The sequence below is a fragment of the Pseudoalteromonas sp. XMcav11-Q genome (genome assembly GCF_040104525.1).
Classification (GTDB): Bacteria; Pseudomonadota; Gammaproteobacteria; order Enterobacterales; family Alteromonadaceae; genus Pseudoalteromonas.
Window position 1 is genome coordinate 102,580 of the sequence record NZ_JBECOX010000013.1, and the last position, 25,203, is coordinate 127,782.

Here is a 25,203-nt window from a genome sequence, read left to right on the forward strand (position 1 = left end):
AGGAACTCGGCAAAGCCGAGAAAAAGGTGAAGCATGGCTAAATTACGGAGCAAGACAACTACTGAGGGCAGACAACGCGCGGGTGCTCGTGCATTGTGGCGAGCAACGGGAATGACGGACAGTGATTTCCATAAACCGATCGTTGCGGTCGTGAATTCATATACCCAATTTGTTCCGGGTCATGTTCACCTCAATCAGCTTAGTGCATTGATGGCTGATGCGATAACAGAAGCAGGCGGCGTACCCCGCGAATTTAATACCATTGCTATTGATGATGGTATCGCCATGGGTCACGGCGGCATGCTTTACTCGCTTCCGTCTCGAGACTTAATTGCAGATTCGGTAGAGTACATGGTGAACGCTCATTGTGCTGATGCCATGGTCTGCATTTCTAACTGCGATAAAATCACCCCAGGCATGCTACTTGCTGCACTGCGGTTGAATATTCCGGTGATTTTTGTTTCCGGCGGCCCTATGGAAGCGGGAAAAACTCGCTTAGCGGATATCGATCTGAAATTGGATCTTGTCGACGCTATGGTGAAAGGCGCAGATCCAACTGTGAGTGATGAAGATTCTGAGCAAGTTGAGCGCTCAGCTTGTCCTACTTGCGGTTCGTGTTCAGGCATGTTTACTGCCAACTCCATGAACTGTCTACTAGAAGCGCTGGGCTTAGCGTTGCCTGGAAATGGTACGACACTTGCGACACACAAAGACCGCCAACAGCTGTATTTGGGCGCAGCAAATCGTATCATGGCTTTGTGCGACGAATACTATGGTAAAGATAACGAGCAAGTGCTGCCACGCAACATTGCTAACCAAGCCGCGTTTATGAACGCCATGACATTAGATATCGCGATGGGCGGTTCATCTAATACCGTGCTGCATTTATTGGCGGCAGCGCAAGAAGGCTTTGTCGAATTTGATATGAACGACATAGACCGCTTATCTCGCAGCACACCATTTTTATGTAAGGTTGCTCCGGCAACACAACAGTATCACATTGAAGACGTTCACCGTGCTGGCGGCATTATGGCCATTCTCAACGAGCTGGCCAGAGGCAATAAATTGGACTTGTCGGTGGGGCACGTTGCTGGCGGAAATCTAGGTGAAGTTATAGCGCGCTGGAATGCCGCAGACAGTGATAACGAACGGGCACAAACTTTCTATCGCGCGGGGCCTGCTGGGATCCGCACTACCCAAGCTATGAGCCAAGAGTATCGCTGGGATGAGCTTGATTTAGACCGTGAAGGCGGCTGTATTCGCTCCATCAAGCATGCCTTTAGGCAAGATGGCGGCCTTGCAGTATTGAAAGGTAACTTAGCGCCTGATGGTTGTATCGTGAAAAGTGCCGGGGTGGCCGATGAAATGCTGCGCTTTACAGGGCCGGCTGTAGTATTTGAATCTCAGGACGATGCCGTCGAGGGGATATTGGGTGGCCAAGTTAAGAAAGGTGATGTAGTGATCATTCGCTACGAAGGGCCTAAAGGTGGTCCGGGTATGCAAGAAATGCTGTACCCAACTAGCTATCTTAAATCGATGGGGCTAGATAAAGACTGCGCTTTACTTACCGATGGTCGTTTTTCCGGCGGTACTTCTGGACTTTCTATTGGCCATGCGTCTCCAGAGGCTGCCAGTGGTGGCAATTTGGCGCTGGTTGAAAACGGCGATGTTGTCGCCATCGACATCTATAACCGCAGCATTGACGTTAAATTGGACGACACCGAGTTGGCGCTGCGCCATGAAAAGCAACTCGCTCGTGGTAAAGAAGCGTACAAACCAGTTAACAGAGAACGTTATGTGAGTCCCGCGCTAAAAGCCTATGCACTGTTAGCAACGAGTGCAGACAAAGGCGCGGTACGTGACTTACAAAAACTAGAGGAGTTAGGCTAGCGATGGTTTCCCAAGAGCTTGATTACTTTAGAGCCATAATTCAGGCGAATGTGGCACCGCTCGTTGAGGTAACGCAAGTGAATCAACTAGAGCAAATGTCAGCCCAGCTTAGTAACCAAATTTGGCTGAAAAGAGAGGACCAACAGCCGGTCTATTCTTTCAAATTGCGTGGTGCGTATAACAAGCTACGTCAGTTACCGAAAGGATCGCGGGTGTATACCGCTTCTGCGGGTAATCATGCTCAAGGGGTTGCACTCAGTGCAACGCATCTAGGTCAGCACGCTACCATTGTAATGCCTGTGACTACGCCAGAGATCAAGGTCAACGCGGTTCGTAAGCTCGGTGGTGAAGTGATCTTACACGGCCATCACTTTGATGCAGCAAAACAATACGCGCTAGATCTTTGTGCAGCGCAAAATGGTGTTTTTGTCCCGCCATTTGATGATAAAGATGTGATCATCGGCCAAGGTACGGTGGCGCGAGAGTTAATTCAGCAACTTGATGAACTAGACGTCGTATTTATTCCCGTAGGCGGTGGGGGGTTGCTTGCGGGAATGGCAGTGTATTTGAAGTCACTTCGCCCTGATATCCGTATTATTGGGGTAGAAGCTGAAGACAGTGCATGCCTTAAAGCTGCACTTGAAGCGGGAGAACCCGTGGAGCTTGAGCGAGTCGGTGGCTTTGCGGACGGCGTGGCGGTAAAGCTTATTGGCACTGAAACTTTTCGATTAGCACAAAAGTTTTGTGATGAAGTCGTGACGGTTAATGCCGATGAAATCTGTGCGGCGGTTCAAGATATTTTTGTGGAGACGAGAGCAACTGCAGAGCCTTCTGGCGCGTTATCAACCGCGGGTTTGAAGAAGTGGCTCACGCAAACTGGTGAAAAGGGGCTGAGTGTTGCGGCTATCTTGTCAGGCGCTAATTTAAACTTCGATCGGTTGAGATATATCGCCGAAAGAACGGCGCTAGGTGCTAAACATGAAGCATTGCTCGGGGTGACTATCCCTGAGGAAAAAGGCAGCTTTAAGCGTTTTTGTCACTCTCTTGGTGGCCGAGCGATCACTGAGTTTAACTATCGCTATGCCGGCTGTGGCGAAGCGCAAATTTTTGTTGGTGTTGGGCTTAGAAATGGCCAGCAAGAGCTAACTGAGTTAACCGCTTCATTGCATCAAAACGGCTACCTGTTTGATGACTTATCAGATAACGAACTAGCAAAGTTACATGTCAGATATATGGTGGGCGGCAAACCACCAAGCGTTATGAATGAACGTTTATTGCGGTTTGAATTTCCTGAATATCCAGGCGCATTAGCGCGCTTTTTAGACATGCTCGGCTGTAATTGGAATATTACTTTATTTCATTATCGCAATCACGGTGCGGCACAGGGTAATGTGTTAGCCGCTTTTGAAGTTGAGCCCAGTGATTATGAGCGCTTTGATGAACATCTTGCAAAGTTAGCGTATCAGTTTCAAGAAGAAACAGATAACCCGTGTTTTACACGCTTTTTGCATGGCGAGCAGTTAGCAAAGCAAAAGGCTGGATAATAAGTACTAAATTAGGTACGCTGGTCATGAAAGTATCTAATTTTATCAGTGGATTACATGATTAGAAAAAGAAAAAACAAGGACATCTTCATAACGTTAGTTACAAGGCTTGTATTACTTGCGGGTTTGTATTTTGGTGCGAGCGCGCTTTGGCCAAATCTGATCGAACACACACTTTTCTTGCCAATTGCGTTTGCAATTACAGTGATATCGGTCGTACTCCAAGGTGATATCGGTACCAACAGACGCCCAGAGCAAATGTTATTAAAAGAGGGCGAGAAGTTAATGCTCATCTACGGGGCAAGTAAAATTATGATGCCAATAGCGCAAGTTGAGTCTGTTACTATTGATGATAATTACCTTGGGATCATCGAGAAGAATAATGGTAATGGCTATGACATTATGTGCAAAGGCAGTCAAGAGCAGATCTATCATCACCTTAAGAACATGCTAGGTACACATATAGAGAATTGCAACGTACAGCTGCTTTGAATCCTAGTCAGTTAAAGTAGTACTTAACTCACTGTTATATTCAATACTTACCCAATCTTAATGGCAGCCTGAGCACCTTAAACTATAGTTAGCTATTATCAGTTGAAAAACGCAAGGATATGATGTTTAGGTACTATGTTGCGTTATTACTTTTATTTTTGAGCACTCAAATTGCAGCCCTTGAAAAAGTCACATTACAGTTAAAGTGGACGCATCAATTTCAGTTTGCTGGTTACTATATGGCAAAGGAAAAAGGGTTTTATCATAGGGAAGGGTTAGACGTTCATATTCTTCCTGCCGATCCCAATAATCCTAACGTTGATTTTCGTGTGTTATATGGTCAAGCTCAGTTTGGTGTGTTTCACTCAGGCCTCTTAAAACAAAGACTCAATGGTAAACCCTTTGTGGCGCTTGCTGCGATACTACAGTCTTCTCCTTATTGTTGGATGGTAAGAGCCGACAGTGATATTTATGTTCCCCGTGATTTTCAGGGGAAACGCCTCAGTCATTTAGGACACACAGAAAACGGTGAGTTGCTCATGATGTTGCAACGTGCAGGCGTCAATACACAAAATATGCGCTTGTATTCAGGCAGTGAGCCACTGAAAGACTTTATCGCGGGTAAATTTGATGCGATGCAAGTTTATAGCACCAATGAGCCCTATACCGTGCAGCAAAGCGGTCTATCAACCCGTGAAATTTGCCCTAAGCAGTTTGGTTTAAACGTTTATGCTGACGTGCTCTTTACTACTGAAAGCGTACTAGAAAACCGTCCTGAGCTTGTTAAACGTTTTCGTCGTGCGAGCCTTAAAGGTTGGCGGTACGCTATGTTACATCTGGAAGAAACCTTAGCGATAACTAAACAGCAATACGCTACCCAAAAACCCCTAGAACAGCTCGCATTTGAGGCAGAGAAGTTAAGGGAGTTCATAAAGGTGGCTAATATTCCAATTGGAACAATGTCGACGGCAAAATGGCAATGGATAGCACAGCTATATCACTTAGATGTGAGTCAATTTCATGAACACAAATCGCGCTTTATTTATTCAGAAGTGAAGAATGAACAACCTAAGCTATCTTGGGTGTTGATTATTGCAGCGATTTTGACATTGGTTTGTATCCCAATGTATATCCACTTAATTTTTTCTCGTAAATATCATCAACAATTACGCTAGAATAAGGGTATTGTTTCCCTGACAACCGTGGCCATTGTGGAACTGAGCAAACGCTTTCAACTTCTAGATAAATTATTATTCGATACCCGACAATATTGGCAAGTCGTTGCTTTTGAGCACCTCACTATTCCCTGGCCACAACTGCAATCTGAATTACTGCGGTTAAGCGACGATGCAGTATCAACATTAGACAGTGACACTGATGCCCTTTTTACTTTTTTTAGTCGCTATATTCCCGAACTTGAACAACTTACGGTCTTAAGTGCTTTACCGCAAAAAGTGGGCCGTAGAGATGAGTTACCATTTTGGCTGAGTAATGGCATAAAAGGGCGTAAATTAGAGCAACTTCAAGACTTTGTTGCCGCAGTAAACGAAACCAAAGCATCGGTACTAGAGTGGTGCGCAGGTAAAGGTCATTTAGGTCGATTGCTTTCTTATCATGGCGCGCCTGAAGTGAACAGTATTGAGCTTCAAGCGGATCTGTGTCGACAAGGAGAGGAAAGCGCGAAGCGGCAAAATCTAAACTTGCATTTTCATTGTGCCGACGTGCTGAAAGATGACATACATCACCACTTCGTTGAAAATCGCCATGGTATTGCACTGCATGCATGTGGTGAATTACATCGTGTATTTATGCACCAAGCGGTGGCGAATGGCATGAAAAAGCTATCGCTCTCCCCGTGCTGCTATCACTTATTTACACCACCTGATTATCAAGCCATGAGTGTTGAAGCACAGCAGAGTCAGCTCAATTTGTCTCATCACGATATGAAGTTAGCGCTGCAAGAGACAGTTACAGCGCCCGGGAGAGTGGCACAAGTACGTAAAAAAGAGGTGAGTTGGCGCTTAGGGTTTGATGCGCTGCGCAGAGAACTTACCGCAGATAAATATTACGTGAGTGTGCCTTCGGTCAATAAGGCTATTTTTTCTGGGTCGTTTAGTGAATTCTGTTATTGGGCAGCTGAGCAGAAGCAGCTTGCCCTGCCTGATGGAATTGATTTTGACCAATATGAACGTATTGGGCGTGAACGAAAACAAGTAACGGACAGAATTGAGCTAGTACGACACGTGTTTCGTCGTGCGATTGAGATCTGGTTGGTCCTGGATAGGGTTTTATATCTGCAAGCAGCTGGGTATGATGTCACCCTTAGTACTTTTTGCGAAAAGTCACTCACCCCAAGGAATATTTTGATACAGGCTGAACGTCAGTCGGAGAACCATTAATGTGTAAAACGAGCCCAAGTCCGCTGAGTCACTTACTCGATAATAATAAACAGTGGGCAGATCGCACCAATGCCAGTGATCCTGAGTTTTTCAAAAAACTGTCGCAACAACAGAATCCAGATTATTTATGGATTGGCTGCTCTGACTCTCGTGTGCCTGCCAACGAGATTGTTGATTTAATGCCTGGAGAATTGTTTGTTCACCGCAATGTTGCCAATGTCGTGGTGCATACCGATCACAACTGTTTGTCGGTCATGCAGTATGCGGTTGAGGTGCTCAAAGTGGATCACATTATGGTGGTTGGTCACTACGGTTGCGGTGGAGTGCAAGCGGTGCTCGATAATGCTAAGTTTGGCCTTATTGATAACTGGCTGCGTCATGTCGCTGATGTGAAAGAGAAACACCAAGCGATTATTGAACAAGTGAGCAAAGAAAAGCAGTGTGCGGCGCTTTGTGAGCTAAATGTGGTTGAACAGGTGCGCAACGTGTGTCAGAGCAATATTGTTCAAGATGCTTGGCAGCGAGGTCAAACTTTGACGGTACACGGGTGGGTCTATGGTCTAGCTGATGGTCTCTTGAATGAGGTGGTGAACGCCGTAGAAGATATGGAGCAACTGTCGCTTTGCTATGAAAAGTCTCTGCTTGGCGTGAACCAGCGCTATTGCTAGGGTCAACATAGTTTAGAGATTGCGTGCGCCACAAGCGCACGCTTTACTTTCCAAAGCTTTGGTTGCTTATTCCTGCGAGTCGGATGCTTGGCTGGCAAGTTGTGCTTCTAACTGCGCCACTTTTTCTTCAAGTTCAACCAATTTTTCACGCGTGCGGATCAGCACTTTGCTTTGAATATCAAACTCTTCTCTGCTAACAAAATCCATTTCTGATAATTTGCTCTGGATCGCCTGTTTCGTTCTTGCTTCAAATGTTTCAGCAAGATTCTTTACGCCCTGTGGCATGTTACTGGAAATTTGCTTAGCAATTTCTTCAATTTTGGCTGGATTAATCATCTTCTTACCTTAGCTTGCGAGTCAGTATACACAGTCCATCTTACCTTATGCGCCGCAGACGGAAAAGGTTCGCTTCATAGTTTTACATGAATACGGTAAACTAGGGCCTGTTTATAAGAATTCCTCAACCCCTCAGCACTGACAGTTGTTGCCAACATTGTGCCAAGCGAGAAGATAACCGGATTAGTTGCATGAAGCTCAACCCAAAACAAGACGAAGCGGTAAAATATATCAGTGGTCCATGCCTTGTATTGGCAGGTGCGGGCTCAGGTAAAACCCGGGTTATTACCAATAAAATTGCCTACCTAGTGCAGCAGTGTGAATACAAAGCAAAGAATATCGCAGCGGTCACCTTTACCAACAAAGCGGCGAAAGAAATGCGTGAACGTGTGGCACAAACTTTGGGCAAGCAAGAAGCTAAGGGTTTGTGGGTGTCGACATTCCATACATTAGGGCTGGAAATCATTAAAAAAGAGGTCAAGACCTTAGGGTATAAACCTGGCTTTTCCTTGTTTGATGATCAAGACACGAATCAGTTGTTAAGTGAACTCACTGAAAAAGAGCTTGAGCGTGATAAAGACTTACTCAATTTGCTGAAAATGCAGATTGGTAACTGGAAGAATGAACTTATTTTGCCTGAGCGTGCTATTCGAGAAGCGCGAGAGCCACAAAAAGCGCTATTCGCTCAGCTTTATGCGCGTTATCAAACACAGCTGCGTGCTTACAATGCCCTAGACTTTGACGATCTTATTATGATCCCAACTTTGCTTTTGAATCAGTCAGTTGATGTGAGAGAGCGCTGGCAGCAACGTTTCCGCTATTTGCTGGTGGATGAGTATCAAGATACCAATACCAGCCAGTACCAGTTAGTGAAATTGCTGGTAGGTGAGCGCGCACGTTTTACTGTGGTTGGTGACGATGATCAGTCTATCTATTCATGGCGTGGCGCTAAACCGCAAAACTTAGTGCTACTGAGCAAAGACTTTCCAGGCCTAAGACTTATCAAGTTGGAGCAAAACTATCGTAGCGCAGGGCGGATCCTAAAGGCTGCGAATATCCTTATCGCCAACAATCCCCATGAATTTGATAAACAGCTGTTTAGTGAACTGGGGTATGGCGACCCGATCCGTGTGATAGCGACTCGTGACGAAGAACATGAAGCGGAGCGTGTGGTCGCGGAGATCATTTCACATAAGTTTATGAAACGTACCAGCTATCGCGACTATGCATTGCTCTATCGTGGAAATCACCAAGCTAGAGTGTTTGAAAAAGCACTCATGACCAACCGTATTCCATACAAAATTAGTGGCGGTATGTCGTTCTTTGCACGCAGTGAAATCAAAGACATCATGGCTTATTTGCGGTTCTTAGTGAATCAAGATGATGACAACGCATTTTTACGTATCGTCAATACCCCACGACGCGAGATTGGTCCGGTAACATTAGAAAAGCTAGGAAGCTTTGCCAACGAGCGTCATATTAGTCTATTTGCGGCGTGTTTTGAGTCAGAGCTTGCGGACCGTTTGGCGGGGCGTGGCTTAAATGCATTGATGGGATTTGCGCGCTGGGTGGTTGAGCTTTCCGACCGAGCAACCCGCGGAGATACCTTGGAAGCGGTAAAAGATATGATCCGTGAAATTAATTACGAAGCGTATCTTTACGAGTCATCTCCCAGCGCTAAAGCGGCTGAAATGCGGATGAAAAACGTATCAGAACTATACCGTTGGATAAGTGATATGCTCACGGGAGATGCTGATAACCCCGCCATGACACTGCCAGAAGTGGTAAGCAAACTCACATTAAGAGATATGCTTGAGCGCAATGAAGAGGAAGATGACTCAGATGCAGTGCAGTTATTAACGCTGCATGCGTCCAAAGGTCTTGAATATCCACACGTATTTATGGTGGGGATGGAAGAAGGGTTACTACCCCACCAAACGAGTATTGACGAAGATAATGTCGAAGAGGAAAGGCGTTTGGCCTATGTTGGTATAACTCGCGCTCAGCAAACCCTAACATTGACTTATACCAAAAGTCGTCGTCAATTTGGTGAGCAAATCACCCCAGAGCTGAGCCGCTTTGTACAAGAATTGCCGCAAGATGATTTACAAATTGAAGGAAAAAAGCCTGTAGCGACACAGGCAGAACGAATGGAAAAAGGTAAATCTAACGTTGCGAATTTACGGGCAATGCTAAGACGGGACTGATTCGTTATCAAAATTTTGGATAAAGGCTACACGTTCGTTGCCCTTATCCAACATTTGCTGTTTGCCAAAAAATAGCTGCAAGCCATGCTTTTCCAGTAAGCTTCTAAAGTTTAAAATCGCAGGACCTCGGGCGGTGACCTTAATATTCTTCACTTTAGTAACGGCTAAAATACCTTGCAATTGAACCTCATAACTCGTTTGTTGTAAGACGCGTTTACTAAACGTCGAGCTTAATAAGACATAGGTAAAGTCAACTTGGCTGATCAGGGTTAGATCGCAGCGATCTTTACCAAAATTATTCAGTCCGATAGGGATCCCCATATCGGCCAAGGCTCTGAGATTTAATACTTGCTGACTAGAAGCAAAGCGAATTTCGCTCTCTTCGAAGAGTAAACAAAGTGTTTTGTCTTGCCGCTGTAGCTGCTGCTTTAACGCGTCAAAATGTGCACTTTCTAGTAACATTGCAGAACAACCAAATAGCATATCTTCATCGCGGTTACGTGCTATTTCTTGCGCTTTGTTTAGTAGATGCAATTCAATTTCAAGCAGCTGAGTTTTTTCTGCGGCAAACTTTTTCAGAATATCAAAACTGGTGCTGCCTAATACTGGATGTTCGCCAAAGGCTTCCAAAAAGCCAATTGGCTGGGCGCTATCTGACCAGTTTACGATTTCCGTGCAGCGGAAGTGAGTAGGGAGCTTATCTAAGTGATGCTGTTCTTGTTGCTTCTGAGCGTTTGAGCTTGCGGTAAGTAATGGATGATAAAATTCATAGCGACCACGGCCAGCGTTTTTGGCATAGTACATTGCCGCATCGGCATCTCTGATAATTTCATCGGTGTTACGATACAGCTTATTACTATAGGTGATACCTATGCTGGCACCACTTTGCATGCATACTCCTTTCAAGCAGAAAGGTTGTTGCATGACTTTGATAATACGCTTGGCGACATCTTCCGCTTGCTGACGATCGGTTAGGTGATCAAGTAAGATCACGAACTCATCACCGGCAAGTCGTGCTAATAAATCGTGTTCACGAATACACTCTAAGAATGACTGTGCCACCCACACCAAAAACTGATCGCCTGCTTGGTGACCTAATTCATCATTTATGTCTTTAAACTTATCTAAATCGATAAAGAGAACGGCAAAGTTATCTTCGGGGTAACGATGATGTTTTTGCAGCGTCTTTTCGAGCTGAGTTAAAAACAAACTACGGTTTGGTAGACCCGTGAGTGAATCATGATGGGCATCATGATAAAGCTGTTGCTCAATCTTCTTGCGCTCTTCCATCTGCATTTGTAGATGTAAATTGGCTTGCTGTAGCTCTTTGGTCTTCTCCGCAACTCGATGTTCTAACTGCTGGTGACTGATCTTAAGCGCTTGGTTCGCTAGGTGCGTTTGTAGTACAGAGGCAATTTGATTAGATACAAACGAGATCAGCTCAACATCATCATAATTAAATTCGTGTTTGTGCTCGTAAGCTTGGCATGCGATCAGACCGATGACGCCAGTAGCCGTTTTTAATGGTGCACCAAGCCAACTCGTTGCAGCAAGCTTGTGGTTATAGCCTGCAGGGCGCTCTACCGTGCCCTCTAGTGCTAAGGCTTTGGCACGGGTACTGTCTATTAATTGGCTTTGCTCAGTACGAATGACCAGCTCACTATACCCTTTTGCAAATGGACGAGGGTTGTAACTGGTTTTTTCATCAACGCTATACGGGAAGGTGAGCCAATTCGTCTCTTTATCGTAAAGTGCAATATAAAGATTGTCGGCAAAAGTAATAGAACGAATAATGTCGTGAACTTGTTGGTAAACATCGTCAATATCGGAGAACTGGGTTGCTAATTCAGAGATCTTGAATAAGATTTGCTGTCTTTCTAGCGCACGCTTGCGGTTTTCTATTTCTTTATTAAGTGCTTCATTACTTTGCATTAGTGCCCGCGTGCGAATTTTCACTTCAGACTCTAGTAACTCACGCTTTTTAACGCGTTCAATCGCTGTGGCCAAATATAATGACATCACTTCAAGCAATTCAACTTGATGATCGCTATAGGATTGTTCCGCTTTGTAGCTTTGCGACACCATAACGCCAATGATTGCGCCATCGCGATAGATAGGTACACCTACCCAATGCTCTGCTTGACTACCCATTATCTTAAAATCGCCAGCATTGGCTCGCGATAGCATGTCGTCTTTGGTGAGGTAAACAGTTTCACCGGTTTTAAATACAAACCCAGTTACACCATCTTTGAAGTGATGTGCTTCATGAAGAGGGACAGAAATACCATCTTTCTCATCAACAAAATACGATAGCTCAAGCGCTTGAGTAAAGCGATTTTGCAGGACAACATAAAAGCTTTTGCTAGGTAAATATTGAGACAGAATATTGTGGATTGCGGGATACAACAAGGTAAGCTCAGCAACAGTACTAGCCTGTTCTGATAACTGAATTAGTGTGTATTGAAGTTGAGACTTTCTTTTATACTTTTTAAGTAAAGACTCTAATCTGGCGGTTCGCCGAGATAGTCTCCTAACCTGCTGTTGTGGCTCTTCCAATGACGAAACCAGTTCTTATTGTTGTTTAATTATTGAGCTTAATAGTTTCACTTTTAGCCGAAGCGGTCAAGTGTAAATTTCTCATTCCTGCTCGTTTTATAGAGCGATATCAAGCCAGCGTTAATCATGGCTTTTATGGCACTATATTGAGACGAAAATGCAGCGATAAACGCTGCACTGTCCAATAAGTCTTTTTACCCTAATATAGAGAAGTTGAAATATTTATTTGCTTGTCATGAAATCAATTGCCGCTGCAATCTCATCATCCGAGCAGTTCATACAAGTACCACGAGGAGGCATTGCATTGAAGCCATTGATCGCATGGTCTAGTAATACGTCTTTACCTTTGGCAATGCGAGGCGCCCAATCGTCAGCTGTTTTTGGTGCACCTAGTGCGCCTGTGCCGTGACAAGCAAAACATGCTGCTTGATAAACCTGCTCACCTGAACGAGGTCCTGATGGCTCGGCTTCTGCAGCACTTTCAGCACCAGCTAAATATACTGAGCCGATAGGCTGAAGACGTTTCTTAATCGCTTCTTCAGTTAAAGAATTGTCGTATGGTTGCGCAACTGCGGCTGTTGATAGCAATAAAAGTGCTGCTGAAAGTTTTTTCATTTACCTTGCTCACTTCGTTTGAACGTGTTCAATCACGATAATGGATGACGGAATTATTGGGATTATAACGTCACCTGTTCATTTATAAAACGTAAACTTGAGTATAAATGGTTAAAACCATTAATTTATTGCGTTAGGGCAAGCTTTTTCGCCTAAATTTGCAATAACGTTAGGCCGAAATGTGAGTCGATCGGCTCTAACGTTTTCCTTTACTATTACGAATGGGTAGGAGAAGCGATCGCTTTTATGCCATTTCGATTAGTTTAGTCACCGCCTTTTCGATACCTGTCGCGGCTTCAAGGATGGATGACGCCAGCATGTATGCCGGTGTACTAATCACTTTTTCATTGTCATCAACGACGATCTCGGTCACTTCACAATCCACGTGCTTTGCACCAAGCGTATTAACTGCCGCTGCGGTATCAACATCATTACCTATGGTCGCGAGTGTACCCGGTGTATGGATGTGGGCGATGAGTGCTGGCGCAATACATAAATAAGCAATAGGCTTTTGCTGATGATTGAACTCACGACATACGCGCTTTACGCTTTCAAGGATCGTAGAGTCTGCGCCTTTAAAAGCAAAATCGGAAAGGTTCTTTGCTACACCAAAACCTCCTGGTAATACCAAAGCATCGAATTCGTCAGCACTTAATGTTTCCAGATCTGCAATTTCTCCGCGTGCAATGCGGGCGGCTTCAACAAGAACATTACGACGTTCATCTTGTTCTTCACCGGTGATGTGATTGATCACATGGAATTGATCAATATTAGGTGCAAAGCACTGATAGCTTGCCCCTGCTTTTTCAAGATTGAGTAGTGTTAATACTGACTCGTGGATCTCGGCACCGTCGAATACACCACAGCCACTTAAAATTACCGCTACTTTTTTCATTCATTTCTCCCTTCAATGTCACATCATGCGCGCTATATGCATAAAAAGAATTATGCACGAATTAAAAAATTATAAAGGATCTTCTATGATCTTTGATCAATTGTGTTAGTATACTCCTCCGCTTGAGAAAATCAGGCTATTTTTTACTCACCTAGTTTGTTAAGCGTGACTAAAAAAATTCTTTATCCACAAAGCGGTAAAGATAATAACAATAAAAAAGGCACAAAAAACGCAAGTAAATCAAAGTTTTAATTTACACTCTGACTTTTAAAACAAAGTTCCGGAGCGATTTTTCGTGTTTGTCTACAAAGTTATCCACAGGTGCAGCACGATTTATCTAAATGATGAGATAACGCGAAACTCGTTTTATCTTGTGCCTTGTGGCATCCTTACATTCTACTCCACAAAAGACTAATTTAGGATCCAATATTTATGTCTCAGATCCCTCAAAATCCGTTGATCTTGGTTGATGGTTCTTCCTATTTATTTCGTGCTTATCATGCGCCACCACATTTAACAAATTCAAAAGGTGAAGCAACTGGTGCGATCTACGGTGTGATCAATATGCTTAAGAGTTTGCTTAAGCAATATCAACCAAGTCATATGGTAGTAGTCTTTGACGCTAAAGGGCCAACTTTCCGCAACGAAATGTATAGCGAGTATAAAGCGCATCGTCCGCCTATGCCGGATGATCTGAGAACGCAAATCGAGCCGATCCACGAAATAATTAAAGCAATGGGCCTGCCACTGGTAAGTATTAGTGGTGTCGAGGCCGATGACGTGATCGGTACATTCTCTAAAATAGCGTCAGAGCAAAGTCGCCATGTGCTAATCAGCACTGGTGATAAGGATATGGCGCAATTGGTCAATGAACATGTCACGTTGATCAACACAATGACGAATACGATCTTAGACCCTGAAGGGGTAGTGGATAAGTTTGGTATTGGTCCTGAGTTGATCATCGACTATCTCGCGTTAATGGGAGATAAGGTCGATAATATTCCGGGCGTACCTGGCGTTGGTGAAAAAACGGCATTGGCGATGCTGCAGGGATTAGGCTCTATTGATTCGCTTTACGAAAACTTAGACAAAATTGCTGATTTAGGTTTTCGTGGCTCAAAAACCATGGCGAAAAAACTAGAGGAACACCAAGCGCAGCTAAAACTGTCGTATGAATTAGCCACCATTAAGCTGGATTGTGAAGTAGAGCAAGACTTAGAGCAATTTAAGATAGCTGAGATGGATAAAGATCGCTTAATCGAGCTATATGGTCAGTGTGAATTTAAGCGTTGGTTAGCTGAATTGCTGGATGGTCAGTCACAAGCTGATATCGTTGATGTGGAGGCTGAAGGGTCGGCGCCTGCGGCGGCGCAGGTCGACACCCAGTACGAGACCATTTTGACAAGAGCACAGCTTGATGACTGGGTAACTAAGTTAAAAGCAGCCCAGCTCATCGCTTTTGATACTGAAACCACCAGCGTTAACTATATGCAGGCGGATCTAGTTGGAATGAGCTTTGCGGTTGCACCGGGCGAAGCGGCTTACTTACCGATCAATCACGACTATGTGGGAGCACCTGAGCAGCTTTCTCAAGATATAGTGTTCGAGATCATGGCACCGCTTCTTGCAGATCCTCAGATCAAAAAAGTGGGTCAAAATTTAAAATATGATCAAAGTGTGCTTGCTCGTGCAGGGCTTGAACTGCAGGGGATCGCTTTTGATACCATGTTAGAGTCTTACGTATTTAACAGCGTAGGAACTCGCCACGATATGGACTCCTTGGCGCTAAAATATTTAGGCCATAAAACCATTAGCTTTGAAGACATCGCAGGCAAAGGTAAGAACCAACTGACCTTTAATCAAATTGAGCTAGAAAAGGCGGCACCTTATGCAGCGGAAGACGCAGACATTACGCTGAGATTGCATCAACATCTCTGGCCGTTAATTGAAAAAGAAAATCGCCTTAAGCAGGTATTTACAGAGATTGAATTACCACTGCTGAGCGTACTTTCTCGCATTGAACGCACCGGTGTGCACATCGATGGCGATATGCTAGCGAAGCAAAGTATCGAGATTGAAAAACGCTTAGGTGAGCTTGAACAACAAGCTTTTGAAATTGCAGGTGAGGAGTTCAACCTGAGTTCAACAAAGCAACTACAAGCGATACTGTTCGACAAACTTGAGCTGCCAGTGATTAAGAAAACGCCAAAAGGCGCGCCTTCAACGGCCGAAGAAGTGCTACAAGAGTTGGCGCATGATTATCCACTGCCAAAACTTATTATTGAGCACCGTGGTTTGGCTAAGCTGAAATCAACCTATACCGACAAATTACCAAAATTGGTTAATGCGGATACCGGTCGCGTGCACACTTCTTATCATCAAGCCGTTACCGCAACGGGCCGTTTAAGCTCAAGTGATCCTAACTTGCAAAATATTCCGATCCGTAATGAAGCGGGACGTCGTATTCGTCAGGCATTTGTTGCCGACAATAATAAACAAATCGTTGCGGCGGATTACAGCCAAATCGAGCTTAGGATCATGGCACATTTGTCACAAGACAAAGGGTTGTTGAGTGCCTTTGCTGAAGGTAAAGATGTACACAGTGCAACAGCGTCTGAAGTGTTTTCCGTGCCGCTTGAGGAAGTGACTTCTGATATGCGCCGCAAAGCCAAAGCGGTTAACTTTGGTCTGATCTATGGCATGAGTGCGTTTGGTCTGTCACGTCAGTTAGATATTCCAAGAAATGAAGCGCAACATTATATGGATATGTACTTTGAACGCTTCCCTGGTGTATTAGAGTATATGGAGCGCACGCGTGAAGAGGCTGCTGATAAAGGGTATGTAGAAACCTTATTCGGTCGCCGCTTGTATCTACCGGATATCAATGCGCGTAATGGCGCTCGCAGAAAAGCAGCAGAACGTGCAGCCATCAATGCACCGATGCAGGGCACTGCGGCGGACATCATCAAAAAAGCGATGATTAAAGTGGATGAATGGCTACAAAGCTGTGATAGCAATGATATCCAGTTGCTCATGCAAGTGCACGATGAATTGGTGTTTGAAGTACACAGCGATAAAGTTGCTGAATACAGTGAAAAAATCTGTGAGTTGATGAGCGCTGCGGCAGTACTTGATGTACCGTTATTAGTTGAAGCTGACAGTGGTGACAACTGGGAACAAGCACACTAGTCGATATTAAAATCTACCCGAGTTGCACTATGCGTTTAGATTAGTGCAACTTCATTCATCTTTGTTTGCAAGTATACACTAGCAGCACAGCGTCTTAATTTTGTAGCTTCTGTTAATCCCTAGTAACAAAAAATAAATTAACGTTGAAAGTTTATCAAATTGGCTCAAGTTTTGCTTTTTGGTGTTTATTTCTGGACGTCTATTTGTTAGAGTTCGCGCCGTCCTCATCCTGTAGGACATCCTGTTGATGATGTATCTCTCGAAAGAGGATACAGTGTATTGATAGCTTCTCCCCAGATTGCTATAGCGGCTCGTAACTTTTACGGGCCGTCTTTTTCTTCTCTTATCAAAGATGATAGCAATTGATGTAACTCCCCAATCAATGTGCATATGAAACCCCTATTAACTTCGTTAAAAATTGATCGTTTAGGGTAGCTAAATCACAACGTTTTTGCTTGGCTACTAAGGCTATTTTCTCGCTATAAAGTGAATACGATGGGCGTAAAAGTATTCCAACATAACGACGAGTTTATGATTAAAGGTTTATTTAATTTGCACTGCGTTTTACACTGAGCGCTCAAATGCAATTCACTCTCATTTCATAAGGAAGTCGTCATGCTAAAGTACCTTCTTTTAGGTAGTGCACTTATTTCTTCTCAGGCGTTCGCAGCTTGGCAATTTAATCAACAACAAAGCGATGTTAGTTTTGTGTCTGTGAAACAGACTAGCGTTGCAGAAGTACATCATTTTAAAACGATAGATAGTACATTATCTGCTAAAGGCGAGCTTGAGGTTAATATTGACTTGGCAAGCGTTGAAACGATGATCCCGATCCGTAATGAACGTATGCAAAAGATGCTGTTCAATGTAGCGCAACACCCAAAGGCGAAAGTTAACGCTGATGTTTCTGAAGTGCTTGCTAAACTTAAAGCTGGTACACAAAAAATCAATGATGTAACAGCAACATTGACACTGCATGGTCAGATCCAAAAGATCAGCCTAGACTTATTGATAACGAAAAGTGCTAATGGCTTGGTGGTTACACCGGTAAATGCATTTATTCTCGATTCTAAGCAGTTTGGGTTAGATAAAGGAATTGAAGCGCTACGAGAAATTGCGGGTCTGAAGACTATCGCGACTAGCGTGCCTGTTAGCTTCAACTTGGTTTTTGATGAACAAAATTGATGCGTTAATCAAACAGTATGTTACGACTCATGCGCCGACCGAAAATTGGTCGGCGCCGTCGTGCGGTTTTTCTGACATAAAAATTGCTGCGGATGGTCGTTGGTTTCATCAAGGGCGTGAAATTAAACGGCAATCACTTGTTGCCTTGTTTGCTAGTGTTTTAACCTTTGATGGTCAACAGTATTGGTTAAAAACACCAGCAGAAAGTTGTGAGATTGAGGTGCTTGCTCATCCTTTTATTATCGAGCAATGGCGTTATTGTGATGAAGCATCGGCTTTGGAGTTATCACCTTGTATTATCGCGATAGATAATTTAGGCCGTGAGTGGCCCATTTGTGATGTGTTTCCACTAGCCCTTGAGCATGTTAATGGAGGAGATATTCCATATCTCACACTCAATTATGGTTTAACCGCTAGAATTTCACGAAATGTCTATTATCAGTGGGCTGAATTGCTCGAGGAAGATGAAAAAGGTCTTTATCTGATGTCGGCAAAGACGCGCTTTTATCTTAGCTAAGCGCGCCCTACGTTTGATTATTCGCTCGCTTCTTCTTGAGCTTCTTTCACAAACGGACCTAAGTACCAATCATCCAGTTTCCACGCCAATTCGTTCAATCCGATACCTTTCAAAGAAGAAAACGCGTGAACGGTGATATCACCGTCTATTTCAGCTAGCGCTCGACGTACTTGTAGTACTTCTGCTTTGCGCTTACCTTGTTTTAGCTTATCGGCTTTGGTCAACAACGCTAATACCGGTATATTGCTGCCAGTCGCCCAGTTGATGAGATCCATATCGAGGTCTTTAAGAGGGTGACGAATATCCATTAATACCACAATCCCTTTAAGACATTTGCGGCGTTGTAAATATTCACCTAATGCTTTTTGCCATTTCTTTTTCATCTCTAATGGGACTTTCGCAAAGCCATAGCCAGGTAAATCAATCAAACGCTGATCTTCACCTAGAGAAAAAGTATTAATAAGCTGAGTCCGGCCAGGTGTTTTACTGGTGCGTGCCAGCTTTTGGTCTGTAAGCGTATTGAGCGCGCTCGACTTACCAGCGTTAGAACGACCCGCAAAAGCAACTTCAATTCCAGTGTCTGGTGGCAGTTTACTGATATCTGGGGCACTTGTGATAAATTGTGCCTGATTGTATTTAACGCGAGATTTTAGCACGCTGACTCCTAACTGATTAAACTTTCGCGGATGGAATTGCGTATTTTATAACAGTATGACGGAAACCAAAAGCATTGTGAGATTTGTTCTAAACGCCGCTTTTGTCGCTAATTGACCAAACCGTCGTCCCAATATTAATTAATCTAGGTCAAGTCCCTATAAATTATAAGCTTAATATGGGCAGAAAACGTGCCAGAGAAAGTAATATCGTGTAGAATGTAGAAATTGCAATGTCAATCTAAAGTGTATACCTATCAGTAGTCACTACTGAGCAAGGCGTATTTAGATGGATCGGTGCTGTTTGGCGTTATATTTGCTAAGTTTGCATGTATGATTCATCTGATTAACATAACAACCTAATTAGTACTGATTGGTATTATTTGCCCGAGCAATAAAGAGAGCGACTTTGTTCGCGAGGGTACAAATTACAGGGTCGGAAACAGAGAATTTACCATGAAAAAAATAGCATTAACTTTAACAATGTTGCTTGGTACGTTGTCAGCAAGCAACGCATCGGCATTCGATGGTGACGCGGAAGCAGGTAAAGCAAAGTCTGCAACGTGTGCAGCATGTCACGGTCCAGATGGCAATGCCCCTGTGACTATGTATCCTAAAATCGCAGGTCAGCATGCAGATTATATCTATAAGCAGCTACAAGAGTTTAAGCTAGGTATGACGTCTGGTGGTAAAGAAGGGCGTATGGATCCTGTGATGAGTGGTATGGCTATGCCGCTGTCAGATCAAGATATGAAAGATTTAGCTGTATATTTCTCTTCTTTACCTATGTCTGCGGGTTCAACGCCTGAAGATGTTGTTGCTTTAGGTCAAAAGCTATACAAAGCGGGTGATGCTGAGCGTGGTATTCCAGCTTGTGCTGCGTGTCACGGTCCTCGTGGTAATGGTACTTCTTTAGCTAAGTTCCCGAAAGTGTCATTCCAGCACCCTGAGTACATCAAATCACAGCTTGAGAAGTTCCGTGATGGCACTCGCAACAATGACATGAATGGTATGATGCGTGATATCGCGAAGAAGCTTACGGATAAAGACATCGAAGTATTATCTAAGTACTTAGGTGGTCTACACTAAAGTCGTATAGTGAGTTTACCTCTCTCAGTGTAAACTCCTACTATTGAAAAAAGGGCAGCATAGGCTGCCTTTTTTTGTTGTTGAAGTTGTGAGATATATCTCACTTTTAATGTGAGATATTTGCTCGTGCAACATGTGAGTTTTAGCTTATTTTTAAGCTGTTGTTCAGTGTAAGTTTATGTAATTCATCTTTTTTCTGTTTAATTAAAAAAATTAAGGTAAGAAATTTGTTATTAAACAGTTGTAACTCAAGCTCAGGAGCGTAGATTATTCGTTGTCGCCAAGCAATACAAAAAAAGGGACAATTCGATACGGAAGCGTAGGTGGCAAAGTTATGTATCTAGTTGGATACGAAGGACTATCAAGAAAGCGTCAGGAAGGCCGAGAATAAGAAAATCACGGAAGTCTCATAATAAAAACAATATGGAAAGTGTCACGGAAGTCTAAAATAAAAACAATACGGACGACAATAAAATAAAAAGAATAATAATAAGACTTAAAAGTCGAAGGGAGAAGTGTCCAGTTGTGACGCTCAGATTAGTAGGCGGTAGAGAGTGATCTCTGCCGCCTTTTTATTTGGTTGCCTCTATTATACCTGATACAATAGCCGCCTTATTAAGCAATCACTGTTGACCATTGCAAGATTCAACTCTATTCAGTTGTGGCCTGTGCCAAGGTAATCAGCTTGAAGCCTACCATCAAGACAAGTATCGACTGTACTGGCAATGTCAAACCTGCCAGTTGGTGATGGTTGATCCCAAGTCGAGATTAACACCAGCTCAAGAAAAGGCCATTTATGATAGCCATGAAAACGATCTGGCTGATGAAGGCTATCGTCGCTTTCTAGCACGAGTGGCGGATCCACTGTTGGCACGTTTGGTGATACCAAGCCAAGGCTTAGATTTTGGCTGTGGGCCAGGGCCGCTGCTTGCGAAAATGCTTGAAGAAGCTGGGCATCAAGTTGCTTTGTTTGACCTGTACTATGCTAATGATGCCAGTGTACTGACTCGTCAGTACGACTTTATCGTCAGTACAGAAGTGGTGGAACATTTAGCAGAACCGGCAAAAGTATTAACGCAATTGTTAGCATGCTTAAAAGTGGGAAAGCCGCTAGCCTTGATGACCAAGCTCGTCATTGATAAAGCACGCTTTGCGAATTGGCACTATAAAAATGACCTGACACATATTTCATTTTTTAGCCAAGAAAGCTTTGCGTATTTTGCCGCGCAGCAGGATTGTGAATTAGAATTTATTGGGAATGATGTCATCATTCTCACCAAGCGTAGTTAACGCGAGAATTTTGGATAACCAATTATGACCAGAAAGAAAAAGACACGTAAAGTTGCAGCCAATGGAACACCAAGGCTGAGTAAAGAAAAGCTACAAGCGTTACGTGCACTCAAAGAGCAGCGTAGCAAAAAAACCAAAGGTAAAAAGCCGGGTTCTAGAAATGCACCAGAGATCCTAGTGAAAGAGCAATCAAACACGACGACCAATAAAGATCCGCGTGTTGGTAGCAAAAAGCCCATTTCTTTGGTTGCAGAGCCACAACCGACTAAGTCGAATACACAACCAGAGATGAAGCGCCATCTACAGCCGCAAGTTAAGTTAACTACAGCGGTAGAGACGTTAACTCCAGAGCAAGAACTTGAGCAGTTAGAAAATGATGAACGCTTGATGGCGCTACTTGAACGCCATGAGCGCGGTGAACTGCTAACAGGTAAAGATGCGAAATACTTCAATCGCGGCATTGCACGTCATCAGGAGCTATGTGAGATCTTAGGAATTGATGATGAGTTTGAAGAAGGCGATATGCTAGAAGATGATCCAATGGATCAGTTTATGAGTAATGATCTAGCAAATGAATGGTTAGATGACGACTTTGAGGAAGATGATAAGTAATGAATACTGCATGGATCATCGCAATCATTATTGGTGCCCTGATTATTGCTGGACTGGCGTTTTACGCGGGTAAATTACTATGGCAACTGAAGGTGCAAAAAGAGCAGATTGCCAAACATCGCGAGCAAAAGGCTGCTGAGCTTGAAAAGTCACGGCAGCAGCGCAATGGAAAAATTGCGGATAGCGTTAACTTGATCGCGCGTGCGATGAAGGAAAAACAATGTGAATATTCTGAAGGGTGCTTACGAGTTTGGGTACTCATCTCGCAATATAGCTTTGACGAGGAAGTTGACTTACAACAAAGTTATCCTGGTGTTTATCAGATGTATGATGAAGTCAAAGAAATGCCAACTCATGACGCGCGTAAGAAGTATTCTAAAAAAGAGATTTTCAAAATGGATAGCCAGCGTTGGCGTGCTGAAGAGCGCCTAGAAGCGGAGATCTTACAGGACTGTGAAAAGCTGATAGCGCGCTTTAAAGCGGCTGCTGGCAGTGAAAATGTTGTGTTTCAGTAAGTTGGCTTTGGAAAACGGCTAAGTGAATCTTTATCCAAACTTCAGATTAAACGCCCCAAGTGGGCGTTTTTAGTTCTAAATGAGAAATTTTTAACGCAGCTAGGGTTAGGTTTACTCTTTCAACAAGTTGAGTAAGTATTAAGTCAAATAGATATGACTTTACTGTGCGATGTATTCACACTCGGTTAGCACTAAGGCGTCTTTGCATTGGTAATATACTTCCACTTGTTGTCCTTTGCTTAAATCCTTGTGTAGTGTTTCCATCAAAGTGAAAATAAGTTTCTTGTCATCAAACTGAGTCAGCTTGACAGCATCAAAACCAAAGAACTTTTGCACCGTGCTATAAAGTGCCTTAAATATGCTCTCTTTGGCCGAGAAAATAACAGTCAACGGGCAGTGCACTTGCTCGCCGAACAGTGTAAAAATTTCAGCTTCTTCAGGATGTAGAATTTGTCGTTGTAGTTCGACTTCTTGCTTCGGTTTCATATCTCTTTCGATATCAATGCCTAAGCCTTTCACGGCGATATCATCTGTAGCAATCGCAGCCGCGATCCCTCGAGTATGCGTGATACTGGCAACAATATTAGCAGGCCAGATAGGCGCCCGATCAGAGCCGTTAAGCAGTGTAAAGTCACCTTGTCCAAAATGCGCTAGGCAAGTTTTGGCACATATTCGTCCCGCTAAAAACTCGGCTCGCCTTTTCGCTACCGCTTTATCAAGTGAAGCGGGCAGGAGTATATTTTGCTGTTCAAAGGAATGCGCGTCAAAGCTGTCAGGATCAAACTGAATGCAATGAAAATGGTGTGAGAGATAGGGGGTAAATAGGTGACTCTGAGTGCTTTGCAAAGCTGACTCCCGTTATTCGTATCCATTATTACAAGGCTGATATTGCGCCTCTAATTCGCTTTGGACGCTTAGTGTGCATGAGCTAAGCGTCCATAGCAAGATATGAACGAGAGATTGAAAGTTATTTTAGCTTACTTGCAACTGACACCAGTTGCAGGGCGAGGCTTGATACTTTTTCAGCAAGCTCTGGGTCTTTAATTTTACCTTGGTCATCAAATACATTAAATGCGCTAGGTACAGCCAATTGGTCTGCGAGTACTAAACTGCCAATGCCAGATAACACATCGCGGACATGGTTTAGACCGCGTAATCCACCTAAGCCGCCTGGTGAGGCCGCATAGAGTGCCACTACTTTGTTTCTAAATGCTGGCACTGCACCTTGTTCTGTTCTAGAGGCCCAGTCTATTGCGTTCTTGAGCACCGCAGTGAAAGAACCATTGTATTCTGGGCTTGCCAATAGAATACCATCGGCATCGCGCAGCTTGTCTTTTAAAAGTTGAGCACCTTTTGGTGTGCCTTGCGCTTCAAGATCTTCATCGAACATTGGAATATCTAAATCTTGTAACTTGATCACTTCTACTTCTGCGCCACTTTCTAGTGCAAAGTTTGCCGCGGCTTGGATGAGTAATTGGTTGTAGCTGTCTTTTCTTAAACTGCCTGCGAGTGCGATAATTTTTGCTGTAGTCATCTTGCTGATACCTTATTTTGTTTCGTTAAAGTGATAGTAGCAAAATTTTACTTGCACAAAACCGAAATAAACGCAAAGCTTGTGTGCATATATGCACAGAGGTGGTTATGGATAAATTCACAGATTGGCAGGATCTTAAGGTCGCTTATACGGTTGCCAAGCTTGGTACCTTATCAGCGGCGGCAGAGCATTTAGAGATCCACCACAGTACGGTACTGAGGCGAATAAATAGCTTAGAAGAAGCACTGGGAACGCGGTTATTTCACCGTCATGCCCGAGGTTATCAGGTAACACAGGCAGGAGAAAAGTTACTTGCGACGGCGAGTCAAATAGACGAGCGCTTGATGGAGTTGAGTACTTCTATTGTTGCTTCGGACAGCCAGCTTAGAGGTAAGCTTTTGGTGACAACGGTCAGTGGTTTTATGGATATGCTGTCGGAGCCTTGTTTGACTTTTCAGCAATTACACCCACAGGTACAACTTGAAGTCATTCTCGACCAAAAGCGTTTACGCTTAGATCATGGACAGGCGCATGTTGCGGTGAGGGCAGGACCAAAGCCCGATGAGCCCGACTACATAGTGCAGCATCTAAATACTTTAGGAGCAGGCTTGTATGCGTCTTCAAGCTATATCAAGCGTATGGGGATCCCCAAAACACTTGAAGCGTTACAGACGCATTACTTTGTCTCTGGTGTGGCCGGGTTTAATGCAAGAGTGCCATATTTCGCTTGGGTAGATGAACATATCCCTGAGACACAAGTGACACTTAGGGTATCTGAAACGTCAGACGCGTCGCGTGCCATTGTTAACGGTTTAGGTATTGGTGGGCTACAGCATGATGTGGCAAAACGTTATCCAGATTTACAGCCGGTGTTGCATGATGAGTTAAAATGGTTAAGCCAAGTTTGGCTAGTTACCCATGTACTGGTTCACCGAACTGCAAAAGTACAGGCATTGTGTGACGTGTTAAAGCGCTATTTTGCTAATTTGAGTTGAGGCTAATAGATTGAGATCAGGC

The 25,203-nt window shown here is 43.8% G+C and carries 22 protein-coding genes; 15 read left to right on the plus strand and 7 right to left on the minus strand.

The window, feature by feature from the left end:
- The first annotated feature begins 33 nt into the window (after positions 1–33).
- The 6 genes from ilvD (at position 34) to can (ending at position 6,993) form a co-directional block, all read left to right on the plus strand.
- Positions 34–1,890, plus strand: coding sequence for a dihydroxy-acid dehydratase (gene ilvD, locus ABMY45_RS18925; RefSeq protein WP_045962244.1), 1,857 nt, complete (start codon positions 34–36; stop codon positions 1,888–1,890).
- A gap of 2 nt (positions 1,891–1,892) precedes the next feature.
- A complete protein-coding gene (ilvA, locus tag ABMY45_RS18930) occupies positions 1,893–3,434 on the plus strand; it encodes a threonine ammonia-lyase, biosynthetic (protein ID WP_045962243.1) in 1,542 nt (513 codons plus the stop codon).
- Positions 3,435–3,491: 57 nt separating this feature from the next.
- Positions 3,492–3,926, plus strand: coding sequence for a hypothetical protein (locus ABMY45_RS18935; RefSeq protein ID WP_349289341.1), 435 nt, complete (start codon positions 3,492–3,494; stop codon positions 3,924–3,926).
- Positions 3,927–4,048: 122 nt separating this feature from the next.
- Positions 4,049–5,101, plus strand: a complete 1,053-nt coding sequence (locus tag ABMY45_RS18940) for an ABC transporter substrate-binding protein (protein WP_349289355.1) — start codon at positions 4,049–4,051, stop codon at positions 5,099–5,101.
- A gap of 27 nt (positions 5,102–5,128) precedes the next feature.
- Positions 5,129–6,325 (plus strand): methyltransferase, encoded by a 1,197-nt coding sequence (locus ABMY45_RS18945; RefSeq protein WP_349289342.1) that lies wholly within the window; start codon positions 5,129–5,131, stop codon positions 6,323–6,325.
- Entirely contained in the window at positions 6,325–6,993 is a 669-nt protein-coding gene (gene can / locus ABMY45_RS18950; protein WP_010376314.1) for a carbonate dehydratase, read from the plus strand. The genes ABMY45_RS18945 and can overlap by 1 nt, the downstream gene beginning before the upstream one ends.
- A 66-nt stretch (positions 6,994–7,059) precedes the next feature.
- Here can and ABMY45_RS18955 read toward each other — a convergent pair whose 3' ends face one another.
- Entirely contained in the window at positions 7,060–7,329 is a 270-nt protein-coding gene (locus tag ABMY45_RS18955; protein ID WP_010376312.1) for an accessory factor UbiK family protein, read from the minus strand.
- A 191-nt stretch (positions 7,330–7,520) separates the two neighbouring features.
- Between ABMY45_RS18955 and rep the strand changes: the two genes are divergently transcribed.
- On the plus strand, positions 7,521–9,536 hold the full coding sequence (gene rep, locus ABMY45_RS18960) for a DNA helicase Rep (RefSeq protein WP_010607774.1): 2,016 nt from the start codon (positions 7,521–7,523) through the stop codon (positions 9,534–9,536).
- Here the strand turns inward: rep and ABMY45_RS18965 are convergent.
- The 3 genes from ABMY45_RS18965 to elbB form a co-directional block, all read right to left on the minus strand.
- Positions 9,522–12,092 (minus strand): diguanylate cyclase, encoded by a 2,571-nt coding sequence (locus tag ABMY45_RS18965; RefSeq protein WP_349289343.1) that lies wholly within the window; start codon positions 12,090–12,092, stop codon positions 9,522–9,524. The two genes, rep and ABMY45_RS18965, sit on opposite strands and share 15 nt — an antisense overlap.
- Before the next feature lie 222 nt (positions 12,093–12,314).
- Complete coding sequence (locus ABMY45_RS18970) at positions 12,315–12,707, minus strand: cytochrome c5 family protein (RefSeq protein WP_010607776.1); 393 nt, start codon at positions 12,705–12,707, stop codon at positions 12,315–12,317.
- A 244-nt stretch (positions 12,708–12,951) separates the two neighbouring features.
- Positions 12,952–13,602, minus strand: a complete 651-nt coding sequence (gene elbB / locus ABMY45_RS18975) for an isoprenoid biosynthesis glyoxalase ElbB (protein ID WP_039494621.1) — start codon at positions 13,600–13,602, stop codon at positions 12,952–12,954.
- Positions 13,603–14,034: 432 nt separating this feature from the next.
- On the opposite strand from elbB, the gene polA reads away from it, so the two are divergent.
- The 3 genes from polA (at position 14,035) to ABMY45_RS18990 (ending at position 18,493) form a co-directional block, all read left to right on the plus strand.
- Entirely contained in the window at positions 14,035–16,791 is a 2,757-nt protein-coding gene (gene polA / locus ABMY45_RS18980) for a DNA polymerase I (RefSeq protein ID WP_349289344.1), read from the plus strand.
- 615 nt (positions 16,792–17,406) lie between these two features.
- Positions 17,407–17,976: a YceI family protein gene (locus ABMY45_RS18985; protein ID WP_102055922.1), complete on the plus strand. Its 570-nt coding sequence runs from the start codon at positions 17,407–17,409 to the stop codon at positions 17,974–17,976.
- The gene (locus ABMY45_RS18990; protein WP_206471677.1) at positions 17,963–18,493 is read left to right on the plus strand and encodes a DUF1285 domain-containing protein; all 531 of its coding nucleotides are present in this window, start codon (positions 17,963–17,965) and stop codon (positions 18,491–18,493) included. Before ABMY45_RS18985 ends, ABMY45_RS18990 begins: the two co-directional genes overlap by 14 nt.
- A gap of 17 nt (positions 18,494–18,510) precedes the next feature.
- Here the strand turns inward: ABMY45_RS18990 and yihA are convergent, their stop codons facing one another.
- Positions 18,511–19,149 (minus strand): ribosome biogenesis GTP-binding protein YihA/YsxC, encoded by a 639-nt coding sequence (yihA, locus tag ABMY45_RS18995; RefSeq protein WP_010607781.1) that lies wholly within the window; start codon positions 19,147–19,149, stop codon positions 18,511–18,513.
- Between the two features lie 453 nt (positions 19,150–19,602).
- On the opposite strand from yihA, the gene ABMY45_RS19000 reads away from it, so the two are divergent.
- From ABMY45_RS19000 to ABMY45_RS19015, 4 genes are all read left to right on the plus strand, one after another.
- Positions 19,603–20,235 carry a c-type cytochrome gene (locus tag ABMY45_RS19000; protein ID WP_010607782.1) on the plus strand — a complete coding sequence of 211 codons (633 nt, stop codon included), beginning with the start codon at positions 19,603–19,605 and terminating at the stop codon, positions 20,233–20,235.
- Between the two features lie 636 nt (positions 20,236–20,871).
- Positions 20,872–21,525 (plus strand): class I SAM-dependent methyltransferase, encoded by a 654-nt coding sequence (locus tag ABMY45_RS19005; RefSeq protein WP_010607783.1) that lies wholly within the window; start codon positions 20,872–20,874, stop codon positions 21,523–21,525.
- A 24-nt stretch (positions 21,526–21,549) separates the two neighbouring features.
- On the plus strand, positions 21,550–22,137 hold the full coding sequence (yihI, locus tag ABMY45_RS19010; protein ID WP_010607784.1) for a Der GTPase-activating protein YihI: 588 nt from the start codon (positions 21,550–21,552) through the stop codon (positions 22,135–22,137).
- Positions 22,137–22,652: a DUF2489 domain-containing protein gene (locus tag ABMY45_RS19015; RefSeq protein WP_010376294.1), complete on the plus strand. Its 516-nt coding sequence runs from the start codon at positions 22,137–22,139 to the stop codon at positions 22,650–22,652. The genes yihI and ABMY45_RS19015 overlap by 1 nt, the downstream gene beginning before the upstream one ends.
- Positions 22,653–22,811: 159 nt before the next feature.
- On the opposite strand, the gene ABMY45_RS19020 is transcribed toward ABMY45_RS19015, so the two are convergent.
- Together ABMY45_RS19020 and ABMY45_RS19025 are read right to left on the minus strand one after the other, a co-directional pair.
- Positions 22,812–23,498, minus strand: a complete 687-nt coding sequence (locus ABMY45_RS19020; protein ID WP_174170893.1) for a 4'-phosphopantetheinyl transferase superfamily protein — start codon at positions 23,496–23,498, stop codon at positions 22,812–22,814.
- 121 nt (positions 23,499–23,619) lie between these two features.
- Complete coding sequence (locus ABMY45_RS19025; protein WP_010607787.1) at positions 23,620–24,186, minus strand: NAD(P)H-dependent oxidoreductase; 567 nt, start codon at positions 24,184–24,186, stop codon at positions 23,620–23,622.
- A gap of 107 nt (positions 24,187–24,293) precedes the next feature.
- On the opposite strand from ABMY45_RS19025, the gene ABMY45_RS19030 reads away from it, so the two are divergent.
- Positions 24,294–25,181: a LysR family transcriptional regulator gene (locus ABMY45_RS19030; protein ID WP_206471678.1), complete on the plus strand. Its 888-nt coding sequence runs from the start codon at positions 24,294–24,296 to the stop codon at positions 25,179–25,181.
- The last annotated feature ends 22 nt before the right edge of the window (positions 25,182–25,203 follow it).